The organism is Agaribacter flavus, assembly GCF_042646125.1.
Lineage (GTDB): Bacteria > Pseudomonadota > Gammaproteobacteria > Enterobacterales > Alteromonadaceae > Glaciecola > Glaciecola flavus.
Map to the genome: position 1 here is coordinate 144952 of NZ_JBHRSW010000006.1, position 19389 is coordinate 164340.

Below are 19389 nucleotides of genomic sequence, written 5' to 3' on the forward strand. Positions count from 1 at the left end.
AGAGAGATTTATTGCAAACAATTTGCAACAAGCTTTTTGCAGGCGTTTACTGAAAATTATCTGTAAATATAGGGCAATGGGTCGACTTGAGCGCCGTTTTTTATTACTTCATAGTGCACATGTGCACCAGTCGAGCGACCGGTGTTGCCCATTTTTGCTAGCATTTGGCCTTTCGTCACTACATCGCCGATGCTAACAGTCAGCTCGTCATTATGACCATAGCGGGTTTTCAAACCGTTTCCGTGGTCTACTTCTACTAGTTTACCATAGCCGTAACGCTCACCTGACCAAGTCACTACACCCGCGCCGGTTGCAATCACCGCGCTGCCAGATTTCCCAGCAAAATCAATTCCTTTATGCATCGCCGGCTTTCCAGTGAATGGGTCTTTTCTAATTCCATAGTAGGAAGACAACCATCCATGCTCAATTGGGCGACCAGCTAATTTGCTCTCTAGTTCAATATTGAGGCCAATCAAGATAGATTCAAGGGCATTCAATTGCTGAATTTTGAATGACAAGGCATCAGAAAGTTTTTCGATTTTTTTGGTCAAACGATGTTCTGCGGCGATATCTTTACTAGTTTGTTCTGGTAAGACAAAGTCTTCAACTGAGAGACCAGCCTGTTGAGCTAGGTTTTTGCCGATTATATCCAAGCGTTCCAACTGTACCTGCATGTCAGCCAGTTGCCCCACCATACCATTAACTTGCTGCTCAGTATTAATTTTTAGTTGATTCACTAATTCACTTTGCTCTTCCAAGCCCGTTTTAATAACATTTAAGCGAATTTGATTTTCATACACTGACTCTGTACTTCGGCTGGATACTAGCATGACTAGCGATACTAGCACGAGACCACTAATCAGTTTGCGCACAGAAAAACGCGTGGCGTAGCGTGTCTCGTTTCCTTTTACCAGTATCGTTATCTTCATGGTCAATTCTCAAGTACGTCCAAAATACGAATAAATTTATAGTTATTATTGTGTGCAAACATCATATACAGAGTATATTGTGCTTCGCATTTTAATCCTATTGCGCTTTAACAGCATTATTATCTAATCAGATACCTTTTATATCGGCAAAACTTAAAATACTGTATATGGTTTACTGTTAATACGTCTTTTATTTTATAACTATTACTAGATTCTGCTCACTTTTAGTGCCGATAGTGCCGAAAACTCGACAACATACGGGGTGCTAATCTAGTGAACAAAATTCATGCAAATTTAATACCTAACTCGTCACCTGTTTCGATATATTTTATTGGCATCTTTTCTTCACTTTCAAACTCAACATATTCCCATGCATGAGTAGCATCTAGTATTGCATTCAACAACTTATTATTTAAGCCATGCCCAGTTTTATAAGCCACTAATTCCCCAAGTAAACTATGTCCGCCAAGATACAAGTCACCAATAGCATCAAGAATTTTATGTTTTAAGAATTCGTCTTTATAGCGCAATCCCTCTGGGTTGAGCACACGAAATTCATCCAATGCGACAGCATTGTTCATACTGCCTCCCAGTGCTAAATCCATCGAATTCATGGTCTCAAGGTCACGCATAAAGCCAAATGTTCTAGCCCGAGAAACTTGATCGACATAGCTGTCCTTAGAAAAATCCATTACCACATGCTGACGCGTTTGTGAGATAGCTGGATGCGCAAAATCAATCCTAAAATCGACTTTAAAGCCATCATATGGCCTAAACTCTGCCCATTTGTCGCCCTCTTCAACGCGTATGGTTTCGTTTACCTTAATGAATTTTTTTGCTTGTTCTTGCTCCTGAACCCCTGCGCTTTGAAGTAAAAATATGAATGGGCTAGCGCTGCCATCTAGGATAGGTAACTCGTGGCTGTCAACTTCGACAATGATATTGTCGATGCCCAGGCCTGATAGGGCTGAGGCTAAGTGCTCAACAGTGTGAATAGAGTGGCCAGAGTCGTTGGTAATGCAGGTGCACAACATCGTGTCACCGACATCACGCGCATCAGCACGGATATCCACGGGAGGCGTTAAATCGACTCTTCGAAACACAATGCCAGTATTGACCGGTGCAGGCTTCAGCGTCATTCGCACTTTTTTGCCTTTGTGTAAGCCTATTCCGGTTTCAGTAACGGTCGTTTTTATTGTTCGTTGTTTTAACATGCCGCTCTCTAATAGTTAAGCTAACCGCGCATTATAGGAAAAACCCCTTTGTTGTCAAGGGGTTTTAATTTTTCAAGGACTTTACAACTGTTCAGATCAGATTTAATCAGCCTGTCTTCTTAGAAAAGCAGGAATATCCAAATATTCCAACTCACTTGGTTGCGCTTCTTCCTCTGCCTTAAGCGTTGTGGCTGATTCTGCTCCGAGGCTTGTCATATTATCAGTACCAGTAGCTTTTTGCCTATTCCCTTCGTTATTAACCAAGGTAATATCAGGCTTTCTCTCTGCGCCAATACCGGTAGCGACAACAGTGACGCGCACCTCATCTTGCATTTCAGGATCAATAACCGTACCGACAACCACAGTAGCATTTTCAGACGCAAAGGCTTTTACTGCGTTACCAATTGTCTCATATTCGTCAATGGCAAAATCTAGGCCGGCGGTAATATTGACCAGTATCCCGCGTGCACCTGATAAATCGATGTCTTCTAAAAGCGGGCAGGCAATTGCCGCTTCAGCCGCTTCTTCAGCACGATCTTCGCCAGTGCCAACACCGCTTCCCATCATTGCGGTTCCCATCTCAGACATCACTGTTTTTACATCAGCGAAGTCAACATTCACCAAGCCAGTCTTAGTAATCAACTCGGCAATGCCCTGAACTGATCCCCGCAATACATCGTTTGCAGCGCTGAAAGCTTGCAATAGAGGTGTCCCCTTGCCCATCACTTTCAGTAACTTTTCGTTTGGAATAGTAATTAATGAGTCGACATACTTAGACAACTCAGTAATCCCTTGATTCGCAAATTCTGCCCGTTTTTTACCTTCGAATGGGAAAGGTTTTGTGACTACGGCAACGGTCAGTATCCCCATATCTTTGGCTAGTTTCGCCACCTCTGGTGCGGCACCTGTGCCGGTACCTCCGCCCATTCCAGCCGTAATAAACACCATATCTGCGCCATCTAAAGCTTGGCGAATTTTTTCACGGTCTTCATGCGCGGCTTCACGCCCCACATTTGGATCAGCTCCAGCACCCAAACCTTTGGTTAGTTCTGTACCAATCTGAATTTTTACTGTCGCTGTTGAATTATGTAAAGCCTGTGCATCGGTATTCATGGCGATAAAATCTACGCCTTCAATAACGTGCGTGACCATGTGCTGGACAGCATTACCGCCACCACCACCAACGCCAACCACTTTAATAATGGCTTCGTCGCTTGTATTATCCATCAGTTCGAACATGATAAGTCTCCGATACTGTCAAGTCTGTGCGCACAGACTCGCTTGTTTTATTAGCGCTTAAAGGTCCCCTAAAACTCACCTTTAAACCAACTCTGTATGCGTTTAATCATACTTTCTTCACCAGTTTTTCCTGGCTTGTTTTTATTATTTGAACTTTGTTTTCCGTATTGTAACAAACCCACAGCAGTCGCATAAGCAGGATCATCAACATATTCAGCTAAACCTTTTACTGAATGCGGTCTACCCACCCGTACAGGCATTTGAAAAACTTCTTCGGCAAATTCAACGGCACCTTCCATTTTAGAGGTACCGCCGGTTATTACTAAGCCCGCCGCTATTTGTTCTTCTAATCCGCTGGCTTTGATTTGTTCATACGCAATTTCTAGCAGCTCATGAAACCGTGGTTCTATGACCTCTGCCAATGTGTGCCTAGACATCGCACGTGATGGACGACCACCCACGCTTGGGACTTCGATCGTTTCTTCCATACTCACCATGTCTTTTAGCGCACATGCATAACTGACTTTTATCTGTTCTGCATTATTCATTGGTGTGCGAAATATCTTGGCTATATCGCTGGTAATTTGGCTACCTGCCAATGGTATTACTGCAGTATGGCGTATTGCACCGTCCGTGTAAATAACGATATCAATCGTACCGCCACCAATATCCACAACAGCCACGCCCAATTCTTTTTCATCATCAGTTAATACTGCATAACTTGATGCCAATGCGCTAAAAATCGTTTGATCTACTATCAAGTCACAATTTTCAACACATTTCACTAAATTTTTTGCCATATCGTCTGCGCAGGTGATAATGTGCGCCGCTGCGACCATTCTTACTCCCGACATGCCGATGGGGTTTTTAATTCCTTCTTGTACGTCTATGACAAACTCTTGTGGCAACACGTGTAATAACTTTCGCTCAGCAGCCATGGGCACAGAACGTGCGGCATGAATAACATTATCGACATCTTCTTGCGTGACTTCTTGATTATTAATAGGCACCATACCGCTTTCATTTTGACATTGCACATGTCTACCGCTTATCGACATGAATACAGAACTCACATGGCAGTCAGCCATCAACTCCATTTGTTGAACAGCCTGTTGAACAGATTGCAGCACTAGATTCAAATCATTTACGCCGCCTTTTTCCATACCACGCGATTTATGTTCGCCGACACCGAGAATACTGAGGTCGCCATCAGGTAACACTTCCCCTACCACCGCTTTTACAGTGCTAGTACCAATATCTAATCCAACTATCAGGTCTCTATCTGCTGCTTTTGACACGTTTAATCCGTCCTTTAATTCTTATTCTTTTGCGGTAGTTTGTTGCGCTACAAGCCAACCCACAGCTAAGCCTGTATCATAACGCAAATCAATGTAATCTATTGGCTGACCCGTTTCTTTCAACAAGGGGTAGATATCAATAAAACGCTGCAACCTATCAATATACTCTTGGCGCCCTAAATTCAATACTATGTTACTTTTCAGCTGAAGTTTCCATGCAAAACGTTCACTGAGCATCAACTCTTCAATACCTTGCCCTGTGCCATATAACAGAGAGCGCATATGGTTATAACCAGCCAGTGCCGTTTTTTCGCTACCATTGGGTCCAAACAAAACAGGTAACTTACCTTCAAAGGGCAAGCCTGCAAAAGAATCGCCGTATTTATTTAGTAATAAATCCGCATTCCATACGGCAACGGCTTCTTGCTCAACGATGTGTATATACAATTTGCTTGGCCAACGCTTTCTAACTGATGCTTTAAATACCCAAGGGTGTTTTTCTACCAAGTCGTGTACATCATTTACGTCTACCGCAAAAAAACTTCCCGCATTTTCTCGTCGAATATTGGCCTCAAGTTGCTCAACGTCAACTTGTTCAACTTTTCCAGTAAACACGATGCTTTGAACCGGCAGCATTTGTTCATCTTCTAGCCATGCGTTAATTTTGAACGCAATGAATACAAGAGAGCCAATAACGCCAACAAAAACCAATAAGCCAAGGGGCAAGGACACTTGCTCTCTGGGCACTGGGTTTTCTGTTTTTGCCAGTTCAGTCGTCATGTTTAGTCGTTTGCAAATGTCTGTGCCAATATCGACACAACAAGTTCCTGAAAGCTCATGCCGGCTTGTGCGGCAGCTTTTGGTACCAAGCTCTTTTCAGTCATACCTGGCGCGGTGTTCGATTCTAGTAAATAAAACTTACCATGTTTGTCGCGCATCAAGTCAACTCGCCCCCAACCGGCTCCAGAAAGCATTTCGAAAGCAGTGAGTGCCAAGCGGCCTAGTTCCTGCTCTTGCGCTACAGGCAGCCCACTTGGACAAAAGTACTCGGTATCGTCACTGGCATATTTTGCCTGATAATCATAAAAATCATGCGGAGAAGTCATCCGAATAGATGGCAAGGCTACGCCATTGACGATACTGACTGTATACTCAGGGCCGTCAATATAGGACTCTACAAGCACATCGTTGTCGAAAGCAAAGGCCGCTTCAATCGCCTTCTGCAAAGACGAGGCATTGCTAGCTTTTGCCATGCCAATACTTGAGCCTTCGCGGGAAGGTTTGACCATCACAGTCCCTCCCAAATCCGCCAAAATAAGCGCACATTCATTTGGGTTAAAACTAGCTTTGTCCAATACCCGATAATCTGCCGTAGGCATATTGCGAGCAGACCACACTAACTTACTCAATACTTTGTCCATGGCGAGCGCACTTCCCAGTACGCCAGTACCTGTGTAGCTAATTTTAAGCTGTTGTAATGCGCCCTGAATCACACCATCTTCTCCCCCTCTTCCATGGAGGATTATAAACGCGCGATCAAATGAGTCTGTCACCAATTCACAAATTGAGCGATGTGCGGGGTCAAAGCCATGCGCATCAATGCCGGCTTCATGCAGAGATTTAAGTACTGCTGAACCTGATGCTAAGCTGACTTCTCGCTCTGCTGACTCCCCTCCTAGCAACACGGCAACTTTGCCAAACGACTCCGGTGTATATTTTCCGAGTAACATTATTTTTGCTCTCCATTCGTTGCAGCCAGAGTATTAAAATCACAAGCCTGCTCAAGCATTTGTTGCGCTAAATTGCCAATATTTCCCGCACCTTGCATAAATACAACATCTCCGTCTTGCAAGACATCAGGTAAAACACTAAATAAATTACTGCCGCCGCCCACAAATATCGGATCAACTTTTCCTCGTTGTCGGATGGAACGGCAAAGGTTAGTGCTGTCTACGCCATCAATTGCTTCCTCACTGGCGGCGTAAATATCGAGCAGCAGTAAGCAATCAACTTTAGATAGCGCAGCAACGAACGACTCATAAAGGTCTCGGGTTCGAGTGTATCGATGCGGTTGATATACCATCACTAGCCTTCGATCAGGCCAATTACTGCGCGCCGCGGCAATGGTCATCTCTACTTCTGTTGGATGGTGACCATAGTCATCAACTAGAGTAAAGTGAGTCGCTTTTTCAGCATCACTGGTTTGGGCAAAAGCGAAATCGCCTAAGATTTGAAAACGCCTACCGATCCCCGCAAAGGTGGATAAAGCACCTTGAATGTGTTCGTCACTGATACCCTCGTCGGTTGCAATGGCAACCGCAGCCGTTGCATTTAACACGTTGTGTATACCAGTAATGTTTAAATGTATTTTAATGTCGTCCCTGCCCGGCCTTGAGACAATAAAGTCACTCCGGTTAACACCATAGGTGATTTGTTTTGCCACATAGTCGTTGTCATCATGCTGTCCGTATGTCAGGTACTTTCTTTCCAACTTAGGTAAAAGTGAGCGGATCACCTTATCGTCACCACATAAGACCGCCAGGCCATAAAAAGGTAAATTATGTAAAAACTCAAGATAAGCGCTTTGCATTTTCCCAAAATCGCCGTCATACGCTTCCAGATGATCTGCTTCGATATTGGTCACTACCGAAACCGTCGGCTGCAAATGTAAGAACGAGGCGTCGCTTTCATCGGCTTCTGCAATAAGGTATTTACTCGCGCCTAGCTTTGCATTGGTACCTGCACTGTTTAATAGGCCACCTATTACGAAAGTCGGATCGAGTTCGGCATGTGAAAATATTGTAGCCAACAGGCTTGTGGTCGTTGTTTTTCCATGAGTACCGGCTACAGCAATGCCATATCTAAAGCGCATTAATTCGGCTAACATTTGTGCACGCCGTATCACAGGTATGCGATTTTGTTGGGCGAACAAAATTTCTGGATTTTTTTTATTGATCGCGGTCGAGACTACAACTAAGTCGGAGTGTTCCACATTTTTAGCGTGATGGCCTATGCAAATATCAGCACCTAATGATGCTAGTCGCCTAGTCATTGCACCTTCAGCTTTATCTGAGCCACTTACGTGATAGCCAAGATTTATCATCACTTCTGCTATGCCACCCATACCTGCACCTCCAATGCCAACAAAGTGTATGTTGTCTACACTCCGCATCTTGTGATCGTTCACAGGCATCGGTTGCTTGTTAATACCCTGTTTGGCTTGTGGCTTAGTCATGTTTCATTCCTATTTCTTGCTGACAATAGTCTGCTAGCACCTTTGCCGAATCGACTTTTGCCAGCACTTTGGCATTTTCACCCATTGTTTTTCTTAATTTTTTGTCACTCAGCAGTGCCTTTAGGTAAGCTTCCAATCGCTCTGAAATGTCTTTTTGATTTACTAGATAGGCCGCATTCGCTTCAACCAAAACCCGCGCATTTTTGGTCTGGTGGTCATCCACTGCAATAGGTAGTGGAACAAATATTGCCGGTTTACCAGACGCCGAGACCTCTGCGACGGTTAAGGCACCGGCACGACATACAATGATCTCTGCCCACGCGTAAGCGTCGGCGGTATTGCCAATAAACTCGTCAACGCGCAAGGTAACGTCTGTAGAATAATTTTCTTCAATGCCAGTCAATTTGCCTTTGCCGGCTTGATGCCACACTTTTAAATTATGCTCCTTGCAGCAAGAATTTATGATGCTTGGCAACAAGGTATTGAGTGATTGCGCCCCCAAACTACCGCCTGTAATTAGAATATTGCATGGGGGATTCTCGCTTTCAGTTATTTTATTGCTAGCGAAAAGAGTGTCGATTTCTCGAGCTTGAGACTCGAAGAACTCAGCACGCACAGGATTGCCCACCCATATGGTATTCGACGGCGCTTTACTCTCAGTTTGTTTTTTTGTTAAATCAAAGCCAGTAAAGACTTTGTCGGCGAACACCGCCAATAGACGGTTAGTCAAACCAAAAACAGCGTTCTGCTCGTGAATAAACAAGGGAATATTTAGACTTTTTGCAGCAAGCCCTCCAGGGCCACTAGCATAGCCGCCCATACCGATCACTAAATCAGGGCTGAGCTGTTTTAGTATCTTTCGAGCGGATAACACAGCCTGAATCAAGCGAATGGGGGAGTGTAGTTTGCGCAATAGACCTTTGCCCCTTACGCCGGCGATGTCGAGAAAATGAATTGGATATCCGTGTCTGGGCACCGTGTCTGCTTCCATTCTATCTCTCGTGCCAAACCACTCGATTGTCCAGCCTCTGTCTTTCAATTCATTTGCTAGCGCTAGACCAGGAAAGACATGACCACCTGTACCGCCTGCCATAATCACAATTTTAGGCATGCTCGGCCTCCCTATCGTCTACTGGGACTGCCTTGGCGGCGCGTTTCCGTTTTTTAGGCATGGCTTGCACACCCGCGACGCGGATTTCAAAATCAATGCGAATTAAAATGGCCACGGCAACGCACATTATTATTAGCGATGAGCCTCCGTAGCTGACGAGCGGTAGCGTGAGTCCTTTAGTCGGTAAAACGCCAGAGGCCGCTCCCAAGTTTACAGCGGTTTGAAAGCTAAACCACACGCCAATACCATAGGCAACAAAAGCATCAAACGGGCGCTCATTGGTAAGCGCCTTATTGCCTATACGAAGCGCAATAATCACCATCCATAAAATGAGAGCAAGTATGGTAATGATACCTGCAAACCCTAGTTCTTCGGCTAAAATTGCCATGATAAAATCTGTATGCGCCTCAGGTAAAAAATTCAGCTTTTGAACACTGTTTCCCAGACCTTGTCCCAGCCAAGAACCTCGACCAAAGGCCATTAAAGACTGTGTCAATTGATATCCACTACCAAAAGGATCTGCCCAAGGGTCAAGAAAAGCGGTAATGCGCTTCATGCGATAGTCCGAGTACACAATTAGACTCACAACGGCGGCGATACCGGTAAAACCAAGTGCGAAAAACTGCCAAAGCTTAGCGCCCGCCAAAAACAGAAGTGCTAAGGTCGTAGCGAACATAACGATGACCGTACCCAAGTCTGGTTGCATCAATAGCAATACGGCTAACACAAAGAAAACAAGTAAGGGCTTGATAAAGCCTTTTAAGTTTTCGGTCACTTGTTCGTAGCGCCGCACCAAATACCCTGCCAAATAGCAGAAAAAGAATAATTTTGCAGGCTCGGCGGCTTGTACCGTAACAGGCCCTACTACCAACCAACGCGTACTGCCATTTACTTCGCGCCCAATGATTAATACTGCGACTAACAAAGCGACAGCAAGTAGCAACAAATAAGGGTTCATTACGCGCCAAAACTGCATAGGAATATTCAATGTGATCATGGCCGCGACGACAGCCAAACAAATGTATATACCGTGACGAATAGCAAAGTGAAACGGGTTGTCATGCAGTCGCACGGCCTCTGGAATCGATGCAGAAGTGACGATGACAAAACTGATGGAAAGTAAGGTGATCGCAATCAATACTAACCATAAGTTATACGGGCGAGCAGATGGAACATCATGCCGACGAGAAAACAAGCCTGCCAAGCTTTGCTGTTTTGCTACATCCGTCTCGCTCATGAAAACTCCTGAGCATTGACTGCCTGTTCAAATACCTCTCCGCGGTGTTGATAGTTTTTAAACATGTCCATGCTGGCACATGCTGGAGACAACAACACGACTGAGTTTGTAGTACAGGTTTCTACGTATTGTTTTGCGGCATTTACCGCCGATTCCATGCTTGCAACAAATTCTGTGTTAGCACAGCAACCAGCAAAGCGTCTTGCGTCTTTTCCCATCGACAAAAGTAAGTTTACCCTACTAGAAATCAAGGACTTTAGTTCGCTTAAATCGGTGCCTTTGCTATCTCCACCAACCAACAAAACTAAATTATCGTTTTCATTGATGCAGTTTATTGCAGCAATAGCCGCGCCTGGGTTTGTTGCTTTTGAATCATTAATCCATTGGGTTTGCATACCGTTGGCAAGCGTTGTTTGGCGTACCAATGAAAAGCGATGCGCTAAGCCTCGATAGGTCATCAATGACATCGTGCACTTTTTAAAGGCGTTGTCATCTTTCAAGATAGCTTTTGCACACAATAGGGCAACTTGCAAGTTCAACACATTGTGCTTGGCCAGATGAGCAATGGCCTCATATTTCAGTATTTTCGCATTGTTGATATACAGGCCTTCAGCATTTTCAAAGATCGCAAGTTCAACCGCTTGGGAACAAGCTAGAGGGGCAGTCTTTCCAAAAGAAAACAAGCGTTGACTGCGGGAATCATCAACCCCTTGCGATTTGCTTTCTGGCAGCGCCTCAGGCGGAATCGCAGTTAACACATCATCTCTATTAAAAATACACACATCGGCGTGTTTATAAATGCCTTGTTTAGCGCGCGCATATGAGAGTAGATCACCGTGCCGATCTATGTGGTCTTCACTTACATTTAATATGGCCGCCACACTTAGTTTTAGCGAAAAGGTCAGTTCAAGCTGAAAACTAGACAATTCAAGTACAATGACATCATATTGCTCATCCAGCAATTCCAGCACTGAGTTACCAAAATTACCGCCAACTGCGACTTTTAAACCCTCTTTAGACAAGCCAGTATTTAACATATCGACGACTGTACTTTTACCATTTGAACCGGTAATGCCGATGGTAGGTGTGGTGTTATGCCGAGCGAATAGCTCTATATCACTAACAAGAGGTAAACCTAACTTAATTGCTCGCTGTATGGCATTTTTTTGGGTATTTACTCCAGGGCTTACAAGCACAAGGTGAAAGCCTTCAAATTCGCTACTTTCATCAAATCGGGCGAGTTTAACTTGTACTAATAAGGGGTCGTCAATTTGCTTATCGAGTAAGTCGTCGTATTTGCTGTCAAAAAGGGTTACGTTTGCGCCACGTGCAAGCATAAATTTTACACAAGCTTGCCCTGTCACACCAAAACCGATCACTGCGACCGCCTTATCTTGGTATTGGGTATCAAAACTCGTGTTGTGCATCTACTCTTATCTCAACTTTAAGGTCGCAAGACCAACTAACACAAGGATTAAGGATATAATCCAAAACCTCACAATGACTTTTGGCTCGGGCCAACCTTTTAATTCGTAGTGATGGTGTATTGGCGCCATTCTAAAAATACGCTTGCCACGCAATTTGTAGCTGCCTACTTGCAAGATTACTGAGAGCGTCTCGATAACAAAAATCCCGCCCATAATCACAAGGACAATTTCTTGCCTGACTAAGACTGCTAGTACCCCTAAGGTTCCACCCAGAGCTAAAGAACCCACATCTCCCATAAACACCTGAGCTGGATAGGTGTTAAACCACAAGAACCCGAGTCCAGCACCAACAATGGCGGTACATACAATCACAAGCTCACTAGTAAGAGGAATAAACGGGATATTCAGATAAGCAGAAAAATTTACGTTTCCGGTCACATAAGCAAAAATGGCAAAGGCACCAGCCACAAGTATGGTCGGCACGATTGCCAAGCCATCGAGTCCGTCAGTTAAGTTCACTGCGTTACTGGTGCCAACAATGGTAAAATAAACAATGACAATATAAAAAATGCCCAGTTGCGGCAGTACGTCTTTGAAAAAAGGGACAATGAGCGAAGTTTCTGCCTCGATATTGCTGTTGATGTACAGAAAAATGGCAACGGCCAAGGCAATCACTGACTGCCAAAAGTATTTCCATCGAGCGATTAATCCTTTGGGATCCTTTCTGACTACTTTTCTGTAGTCATCAACAAAACCCAAAATGCCTAAACTGGCAATCACAAACAGGGTAACCAGCACGTAGCGGTTTTGAAGATCTGCCCACAAAATACTGCTGACAAGCACTGCTGCCAGAATCAATACTCCCCCCATTGTCGGCGTGCCTGATTTCGCGAGATGCGATTCTGGACCATCATTTCGAACCGTTTGACCAATTTGCATTCGCTGTAGCCATCGGATCATTGCGGGTCCAATCAATATCGCAATTAATAATGCGGTCAAGGTGCTTAAAATGGCTCGCATAGTTAAATACGAGAAAACATTGAACGCGCTCTCAAATTGCGTTAACCATTCTGCCAACCAAATTAGCATAGTTCAGACTCCTTAGATTGATCCCCTTGGAATCCTAGTTTTAATTGTATAGCTTGAGTCACGCGCTCCATTTTGGCACTACGTGAGCCTTTAACCAGTATATTCACAGGCACTTTCCCTGCTTTTTCTGCCGCGTCAACAAGCGCAGTGATTTGCGAGATAATGTCGTCAACCGATTCGCAATGCATGCCTTGCTTGTCCATAACTTGACTTGCATGCACACTCAACTGGCCTATGGTAATGAGGGCATCAACGCCTTTTTGTTTTGCATATTCACCAATTTGTTGGTGATAACTAGCCGCTTGGTCGCCTAATTCACCCATATCACCAAACACAAAAATACGTGGACCGTTAAAGGTAACAAGCGAATCAATTGCGGCCTTGACTGAAGCGACATTAGCGTTATAGGTATCATCTAGAATACGAATTTTGCTACTGACGTTAATGAGGCTTAAGCGCCCTTTTACCGAGCGCATATTGAATAAGCCTGTTTGGATATGGTGCAGCTCTGCGCCGACTTGGTGACTCAATGCAGCAGCCAACACTGCATTACCAATATTGTGCGCGCCGGGTATTCGCAACCTAATGGGAATTTTTCCAACTGGGGTAATTAGTTCAAACTCTGCGCATCCATCTTTGTTAATACTGACGTTTTTAGCGAAAAAGTCCCCTTTACAACTATTCGGCGAAAAGCTAAGGGTATTTATATGATCACATTTTCCCTGCCAAAACTCATAAAATTGACTATCGGTATTGATCACGGCAGTACCACCAGATTGTAAGCCTGAGAAAATTTCACTTTTTGCACGCGCTACACCAAACAAACTACCAAAACCTTGTAAATGCGATGCGGCAGCATTGACAATAGTGACTACGTCAGGCTTGGCTAAATTTACCGTGTATTCAATTTCACCTTGATGATTTGCGCCCATTTCAATTACGGCAAATCGGTGATTTTCAGTTAATCTCAACAAAGTGAGTGGCACACCAATATCATTATTAAAGTTGCCTGCTGTCGCCAATGTCTTGCCGCACTGGGTTAATATAGATGCGGTCATTTCCTTTACAGTTGTTTTACCACTGCTTCCGGTAATACCAATCGTTTTTGGTGCGACTTTTTCTTTGACTGCTCTGGCAATATCGCCAAGTGCATGCCGAGTATCTTTCACTAAAATTTGAGGTAAAGGAGAATCGACTGGTTTGCTAACAATCAAGGCAGCCGCGCCTTTTTGCAGGGCGTCTAATGCATATTCATGCCCGTCGAAGTTTTCGCCAATTAGCGCAATAAACACACTGCCAGCGCTTAGGCTTCGAGAATCAGTAGTAATATCCTCTATTACCATATTGGTGACACTATCCGTGCTTAACTGTCCCTTGACTTGTTTAGCTAGCCACCCCAATGTTACTGGAATCATATATACTCCTCGGCTAACTGTTGAACAAAGGCACGTTCGTCATATGTTATTTTTTTACCTTGAATATCTAAATAATTTTCATGCCCTTTTCCGGCAATCAATACAACATCACCAACTTGTGCAGATGACAGTGCATATTTTACAGCTTCGCAACGGTCAAGAATGCTGATGACTTTACCTGCTGCTGCGCTCTGGTCTTTGGTTTCGCCCTCAGCGATACCGCTTAAAACGTCTTCAACGATATCTTCTGGCTTCTCAAATCTAGAGTTGTCCTGAGTCAAAATAACCTTATCTGCAAACTGAACTGCGATGCTCCCCATCAATGGACGTTTCTCTTTGTCTCTATTTCCACCGCAACCAAAGACCACCCATAAACTACCTTTAGTATGTTTGCGTGATGCCTGAAGCGCTTGCTTAAGTGCATCAGGTGTATGGGCAAAATCAACAATAACCTGAGCATGATGACTTGCCATTATTTCCATTCTTCCTTTTGCGCCTTTTAAACGAGGGCTAGCGAGCGCGATCGCTTCCATGTCAACAGATGCAGCGCGAAAAGCAGCAATCGCCGCAAGGTAGTTTGCAATATTGAAGTCTCCAATCAAACCAAGATGGATGGAGTAGGCTTGTGCGCTTTCGAACAAGCTAAAATACAAGCCGTCAGACAAATATTGAGTATTCGATACAGAAAAAACGCGTTGCATGCACGAGGACAAAGAATCTTTAGCTGCATTTGGTAATAATGTAAAACCACTGAGTCGTTGCTGGCTTTGCAAGGATTGTTGCCAAAGTGCGGACTCAGGATCATCAAAATTCACGATGACGTTTTGAATATGAGTATTGTTTAACAATGCACGTTTTGCTGCCCCATAGGCCTGCATGCTGCCGTGATAGTCCAAGTGATCTTGCGATAAGTTGGTAAAAATGGCGGTATCAATGGGTAAGCCAGTGAGTCTTCCTTGCTCTATGCCGTGTGAAGATGCTTCAATTGCAACGTAGCAATAGCCCTGTTCAGCTAACCATGCGAGTTGATTCAACAAACTCACGCGTTCCGGTGTCGTGTTTTCGGCTTCTTGAACACAGCGTTCTTCACCATCATTGTCATAAGTCAAGGTGCCCAAGGTACCAATACTGGCTGCCTTACCAATAATGCTTGCGGCTAATTGCGCATAAAAACTGGCAACAGAAGTCTTACCATTCGTGCCAGTTACTGCGACTATTTGCTTGAACCCATCTAATTGTGGGTAAAGAGTGGCAAAGAACGAAGAAAGTTTGCCAGCTAAATTCACAACACTTAGATGCAACACTTGCTTGTCGGCAGGTGTAGAGGTGATAAGCATTTGTTTTGAGTTTGTATCGGCATCAGATTCAGAGCTATCTTCGATAATCAATACCGTACCCAAAGCCTTTGCTTGCTCAATAAATTCGCGACCGTGACGACTCACACCTTGTAAAGCAAGAAAGGCAATGCTTGGCGAGGCTTGACGACTGTCGGCGGTAAAACCCTCAATCGCGCTTAGCAAAAGCTGCTCTTCCTCAGACAAGGAAAAGCCTAAGTGACTTATCGCCAACAAGACTTGGCTAGTGTCTACTTTAGCGCACAGCATGTAGATTTCTCTCTAGCGTGTGATTGACACCAATCGCATCGGGTGGAACGTTTAGCATGTGCAAGGCGCCCGACACAATTGAAGAAAACACCGGTGCGGCGGTATCACCACCGTGGTACAAATCTCCTGCAGGTTCATTTATGAGTACAACCACAGCTATTTGCGGTTTTGAAACAGGTGCAAGACCAGCAAATATATTGACGTATTCCTCTCCATATCCACCGGCGACAGCCTTTCTTGATGTGCCTGTTTTACCTGCTACTCTGTAGCCCTCAACCGCGGCTTTTTGTCCTGTTGCCCCTTCTTTCGTGACACTTTCCATCATCTCCAAAATCGCATAAGCATTTTCTTCACTGACAACGCGGACAGGCTCAACGGCAGGATTGAGACCTTTGACTATTGAAAGCGGGTATTGCAGCCCACCATTACCAATCGTTGCATACATTCTGGCTAATTGGACGGTGGTTACAGCAATACTGTAACCAAAAGATAAAGTCGATATTTCATGCTGTGACCAACGGCTGCGCTCATGGAAAATACCGCTTGACTCCCCAACCATGTTAAGACCAGTCGTACTCATTAGCCCCATGTTGTAATAAATATCCATTAAAAATTCTTTTGGAATACCCAAGGCCAACTTAGACGTTCCCATGTTGCTGGAGCGTTTTATTATCTCAGTTAAAGACAACTTCCCGTAGTTACGCGGGTCACTCACTCGGCTCCCCCCCAAATACATCCATCCTGGAGAAGTATCTACTACACTATCTCTTTCAACCGTGCCAAATTCTAATGCGGCCAATACTGCCAAAGGCTTTACACTTGAGCCTGGCTCAAATGCATCGGTAATGGCTCTGTTTCTCATTTTGTGCCCCGCGACGGTGGCGCGATTGTTAGGGTTGTACGAGGGCGTGTTAGCCAAGGCGAGCACTTCGCCAGAATGCACATCGACCACGACTGCCGATGCAGATGCCGCTGTGTACTGGAGAGTGGCTTTCTTAATTTCTCGGTATGTCAGCGCCTGAATACGCTGATCAATAGTGAGCTGGAGGTTTTCAGCGGCCTTACCCTTTTTTTGCTCAAGAATTTCAATTTGCCGCCCTTCTGCATCACGTCTAATTCTGCGCTTGTCTGGTGTGCCGGTAAGGTATTGATTGTATAGCCTTTCTAAGCCTTCAATCCCCTTATCATCCACATCTGTAAAACCGACAACATGCGCAGACACTTCGCCCGAAGGGTAGTAACGTTTTGACTCATTGCGTAAATAAACGCCCGGAATATTCAAGTTTTCGACGAATTCAGCCATGGCAGGCGTGACTTGACGCTGCAAGTAAACAAACCGCCTATTGGGGTTCTTTACGCGTGCTTTGAGTTTATTGATATCCTGCTCTAAGACTTCTGCCAAAGCCTGCCATCGGCGATTATCCGCTAGAGCATCATTGCTATGAATAATCTTGGGGTCAGCGTAAATCGCCTGTGCAGGTACGGACACCGCGAGTTGTTGTCCGTGTCGGTCGGTAATGAGCCCCCTATAATTTGCATTGTCTCTTACGCGGATTGTCCGATTATCACCGTGTTCGATCAGTACATCAGGTTCAATTACTTGTATATAAGCTGCTCTAACAGCCAAGCAAGCGAAAACAAATACGACTGCTGTAAGCACAACGGCAAAACGCCATTGCACCAGAATTGGCGACACATTTGGTTTAGCCTGCCCCGCTTTTTTTGTTTTGCGGCGACGCGGCTTTTGTATCGTAGCGGTAACCGTCATTTTAGTTTTCTCTTACTAGGACTTCATCAGCCTTTTCAGGACGACGCATATTTAATTTGTCTGCGACAAGACGCTCAATACGATTGTGCTCGGTCAGCGCGTTCTGCTCGATTACCAAGTGCCGCCATTCAATATCTAACTCGTCTTTCGATTGAATGAGCTCTTCGTGAGTAATTAATAAGTCTCTGTTTTTGTGAGTACTTAATACGACTGCAAGCGCACTGCCTACCACTGCTAAATACAGGACTAAAAGAAAAGTATGCCGACTTAAGTCGGCGGTAATGAGTAACAGCAGATTAAAATTAGTCGACTTCACTTTGCTCATAATTTTTCTGCCACTCTTAAGACTGCACTTCGAGAACGAGGGTTGGCTTGCACTTCTTTTTCACTTGCTTTAATCGCCCTGCTGAGTGCTTTTAACTCTTTACCTTTGTCAAGCTCTTGCTGCGTCATTGGGAGTTTACTTGGCACACTTTTTCCCTGACTTTTTTGTTTGATAAAGCGCTTTACCAATCGATCCTCAAGCGAATGAAAACTTATCACCGCTAATCGACCGCCAATGTCTAGCATTTTACAAGCCGCATTCAATGCAAGCTCCAGTTGCTCTAGTTCCCTATTTATAAAAATGCGAACACCTTGAAAACTGCGTGTCGCAGGATGCTTAAATTTGTCTTTTACAGGCACGGCTGCATCAATAATCTTTACAAAATCATCAGTAGTAACAAGCGGCGTTTCTTGCCTTGCTTCAACAACTGCTGTGGCGATCCGGCGACCGAATTTCTCTTCGCCATATGTTTTTAGGACATAGCTAATGTCTTCGAGTTCAGCTGTATTTAACCACTCTGCTGCACTGATCCCTTGCGTCGTGTCCATACGCATATCTAAAGGACCATCATGCATAAAACTAAACCCTCTGGACGCATCATCAAGTTGCGGTGAGGACACACCGATGTCCAAAAAAATACCGTCAAATTTTCCAACCAAATCAAGCGATTCAGCAACATCCAGCATATTCGCAAAAGCCGTATGGAAAATACTAAAACGCTGATCTTCTGCCAAAGTCTCGGCAGCTTTGATCGCGTCGGGATCGCGATCGAGCGCGATCAATCGGCCATTTTCTCCAAGTTTTTCCAATATCCCTCGGCTGTGCCCCCCACGACCAAATGTGCCATCTAGGTAGATGCCATCAGCTTTAATTGACAACGCTTCTATGGATTCATTGAAAAGAACCGAGGTGTGGCGATAATCAAGTTGCTCACTTCCCTTCGTCATAAGGAAAAATCCTGAAGATTTTCACTAAGCTCAAAACCGCCAGCTTGCTCGGTCTCGATATCAAGCGCAATCTGTTTCTGCCAAGTTTCAGCCTGCCATATTTCAAACTTGTTAATCTGGCCAACTAGCATGATCGGTTTATATAGATCGGCATGTGCACGAAGGGTTGGGGCAATCAGTACACGCCCACTTTTATCCATTTCTACTTCTGAAGCATTGCCAAGCAATAATCGAAGAAGACGTCGTTCTTGAGGGTTGGTAGATGACAATCTGGAAAGTTTGAGTTCAATTTCTTCCCATTCGGGAAGTGGGTAAAGTAGCAAGCATTTTTGAGAAATATCGATGGTACATACCAGCTGTCCCTGGCAATCATCCAACAGGCTTTGTCGATACTTCGTCGGTATCGTAAGTCGACCTTTAGTGTCTAGATTGATTGCGTTAGCGCCGCGGAACATTTCCCCTAGCCTATTTTATATAGTAGTAGCTTGTTTTTATTTTTGTCGTTACTGGTTGCCCCTTACAAAAACCCTTCTTCGCCACTTTATCCCACT

At 44.5% G+C, this 19389-nt stretch carries 17 protein-coding genes; all 17 read right to left on the reverse strand.

Going from position 1 to position 19389, the window contains the following annotated elements; translation table 11 throughout:
- Positions 1-56: 56 nt before the first annotated feature.
- The 17 genes from ACFOHL_RS04925 to mraZ all read right to left on the reverse strand — a co-directional run bounded on the left by ACFOHL_RS04925 (position 57) and on the right by mraZ (position 19293).
- Positions 57-929 (reverse strand): M23 family metallopeptidase, encoded by an 873-nt coding sequence (locus ACFOHL_RS04925; RefSeq protein ID WP_376919089.1) that lies wholly within the window; start codon positions 927-929, stop codon positions 57-59.
- Positions 930-1213: 284 nt separating this feature from the next.
- Positions 1214-2143: a UDP-3-O-acyl-N-acetylglucosamine deacetylase gene (gene lpxC, locus ACFOHL_RS04930; RefSeq protein ID WP_376919090.1), complete on the reverse strand. Its 930-nt coding sequence runs from the start codon at positions 2141-2143 to the stop codon at positions 1214-1216.
- Positions 2144-2245: 102 nt separating this feature from the next.
- Positions 2246-3382 carry a cell division protein FtsZ gene (gene ftsZ / locus ACFOHL_RS04935; RefSeq protein WP_376919091.1) on the reverse strand — a complete coding sequence of 379 codons (1137 nt, stop codon included), beginning with the start codon at positions 3380-3382 and terminating at the stop codon, positions 2246-2248.
- Positions 3383-3450: 68 nt separating this feature from the next.
- The gene (gene ftsA / locus ACFOHL_RS04940) at positions 3451-4680 is read right to left on the reverse strand and encodes a cell division protein FtsA (RefSeq protein WP_376919092.1); all 1230 of its coding nucleotides are present in this window, start codon (positions 4678-4680) and stop codon (positions 3451-3453) included.
- A gap of 21 nt (positions 4681-4701) precedes the next feature.
- Positions 4702-5460: a cell division protein FtsQ/DivIB gene (locus ACFOHL_RS04945; RefSeq protein WP_376919093.1), complete on the reverse strand. Its 759-nt coding sequence runs from the start codon at positions 5458-5460 to the stop codon at positions 4702-4704.
- A 2-nt stretch (positions 5461-5462) separates the two neighbouring features.
- Positions 5463-6410, reverse strand: coding sequence for a D-alanine--D-alanine ligase (locus ACFOHL_RS04950; RefSeq protein ID WP_376919094.1), 948 nt, complete (start codon positions 6408-6410; stop codon positions 5463-5465).
- Positions 6410-7873 (reverse strand): UDP-N-acetylmuramate--L-alanine ligase, encoded by a 1464-nt coding sequence (murC, locus tag ACFOHL_RS04955; RefSeq protein ID WP_376919247.1) that lies wholly within the window; start codon positions 7871-7873, stop codon positions 6410-6412. Before murC ends, ACFOHL_RS04950 begins: the two co-directional genes overlap by 1 nt.
- A 34-nt stretch (positions 7874-7907) precedes the next feature.
- On the reverse strand, positions 7908-9026 hold the full coding sequence (gene murG / locus ACFOHL_RS04960) for an undecaprenyldiphospho-muramoylpentapeptide beta-N-acetylglucosaminyltransferase (protein WP_376919095.1): 1119 nt from the start codon (positions 9024-9026) through the stop codon (positions 7908-7910).
- The gene (gene ftsW, locus ACFOHL_RS04965; protein WP_376919096.1) at positions 9019-10263 is read right to left on the reverse strand and encodes a cell division protein FtsW; all 1245 of its coding nucleotides are present in this window, start codon (positions 10261-10263) and stop codon (positions 9019-9021) included. The genes murG and ftsW overlap by 8 nt, the downstream gene beginning before the upstream one ends.
- Positions 10260-11690 (reverse strand): UDP-N-acetylmuramoyl-L-alanine--D-glutamate ligase, encoded by a 1431-nt coding sequence (gene murD, locus ACFOHL_RS04970; protein ID WP_376919097.1) that lies wholly within the window; start codon positions 11688-11690, stop codon positions 10260-10262. The genes ftsW and murD overlap by 4 nt, the downstream gene beginning before the upstream one ends.
- A gap of 6 nt (positions 11691-11696) precedes the next feature.
- Positions 11697-12779, reverse strand: a complete 1083-nt coding sequence (gene mraY, locus ACFOHL_RS04975) for a phospho-N-acetylmuramoyl-pentapeptide-transferase (RefSeq protein ID WP_376919098.1) — start codon at positions 12777-12779, stop codon at positions 11697-11699.
- A complete protein-coding gene (locus tag ACFOHL_RS04980) occupies positions 12773-14194 on the reverse strand; it encodes a UDP-N-acetylmuramoyl-tripeptide--D-alanyl-D-alanine ligase (protein WP_376919099.1) in 1422 nt (473 codons plus the stop codon). Before ACFOHL_RS04980 ends, mraY begins: the two co-directional genes overlap by 7 nt.
- On the reverse strand, positions 14191-15798 hold the full coding sequence (locus ACFOHL_RS04985; protein WP_376919100.1) for a UDP-N-acetylmuramoyl-L-alanyl-D-glutamate--2,6-diaminopimelate ligase: 1608 nt from the start codon (positions 15796-15798) through the stop codon (positions 14191-14193). The genes ACFOHL_RS04980 and ACFOHL_RS04985 overlap by 4 nt, the downstream gene beginning before the upstream one ends.
- Positions 15785-17566 (reverse strand): penicillin-binding transpeptidase domain-containing protein, encoded by a 1782-nt coding sequence (locus ACFOHL_RS04990; protein WP_376919101.1) that lies wholly within the window; start codon positions 17564-17566, stop codon positions 15785-15787. The genes ACFOHL_RS04985 and ACFOHL_RS04990 overlap by 14 nt, the downstream gene beginning before the upstream one ends.
- A gap of 1 nt (position 17567) precedes the next feature.
- Entirely contained in the window at positions 17568-17891 is a 324-nt protein-coding gene (ftsL, locus tag ACFOHL_RS04995) for a cell division protein FtsL (protein ID WP_376919102.1), read from the reverse strand.
- Complete coding sequence (gene rsmH / locus ACFOHL_RS05000; RefSeq protein ID WP_376919103.1) at positions 17888-18838, reverse strand: 16S rRNA (cytosine(1402)-N(4))-methyltransferase RsmH; 951 nt, start codon at positions 18836-18838, stop codon at positions 17888-17890. Before rsmH ends, ftsL begins: the two co-directional genes overlap by 4 nt.
- Positions 18835-19293, reverse strand: coding sequence for a division/cell wall cluster transcriptional repressor MraZ (gene mraZ / locus ACFOHL_RS05005; protein ID WP_376919104.1), 459 nt, complete (start codon positions 19291-19293; stop codon positions 18835-18837). The genes rsmH and mraZ overlap by 4 nt, the downstream gene beginning before the upstream one ends.
- Positions 19294-19389: the final 96 nt, after the last annotated feature.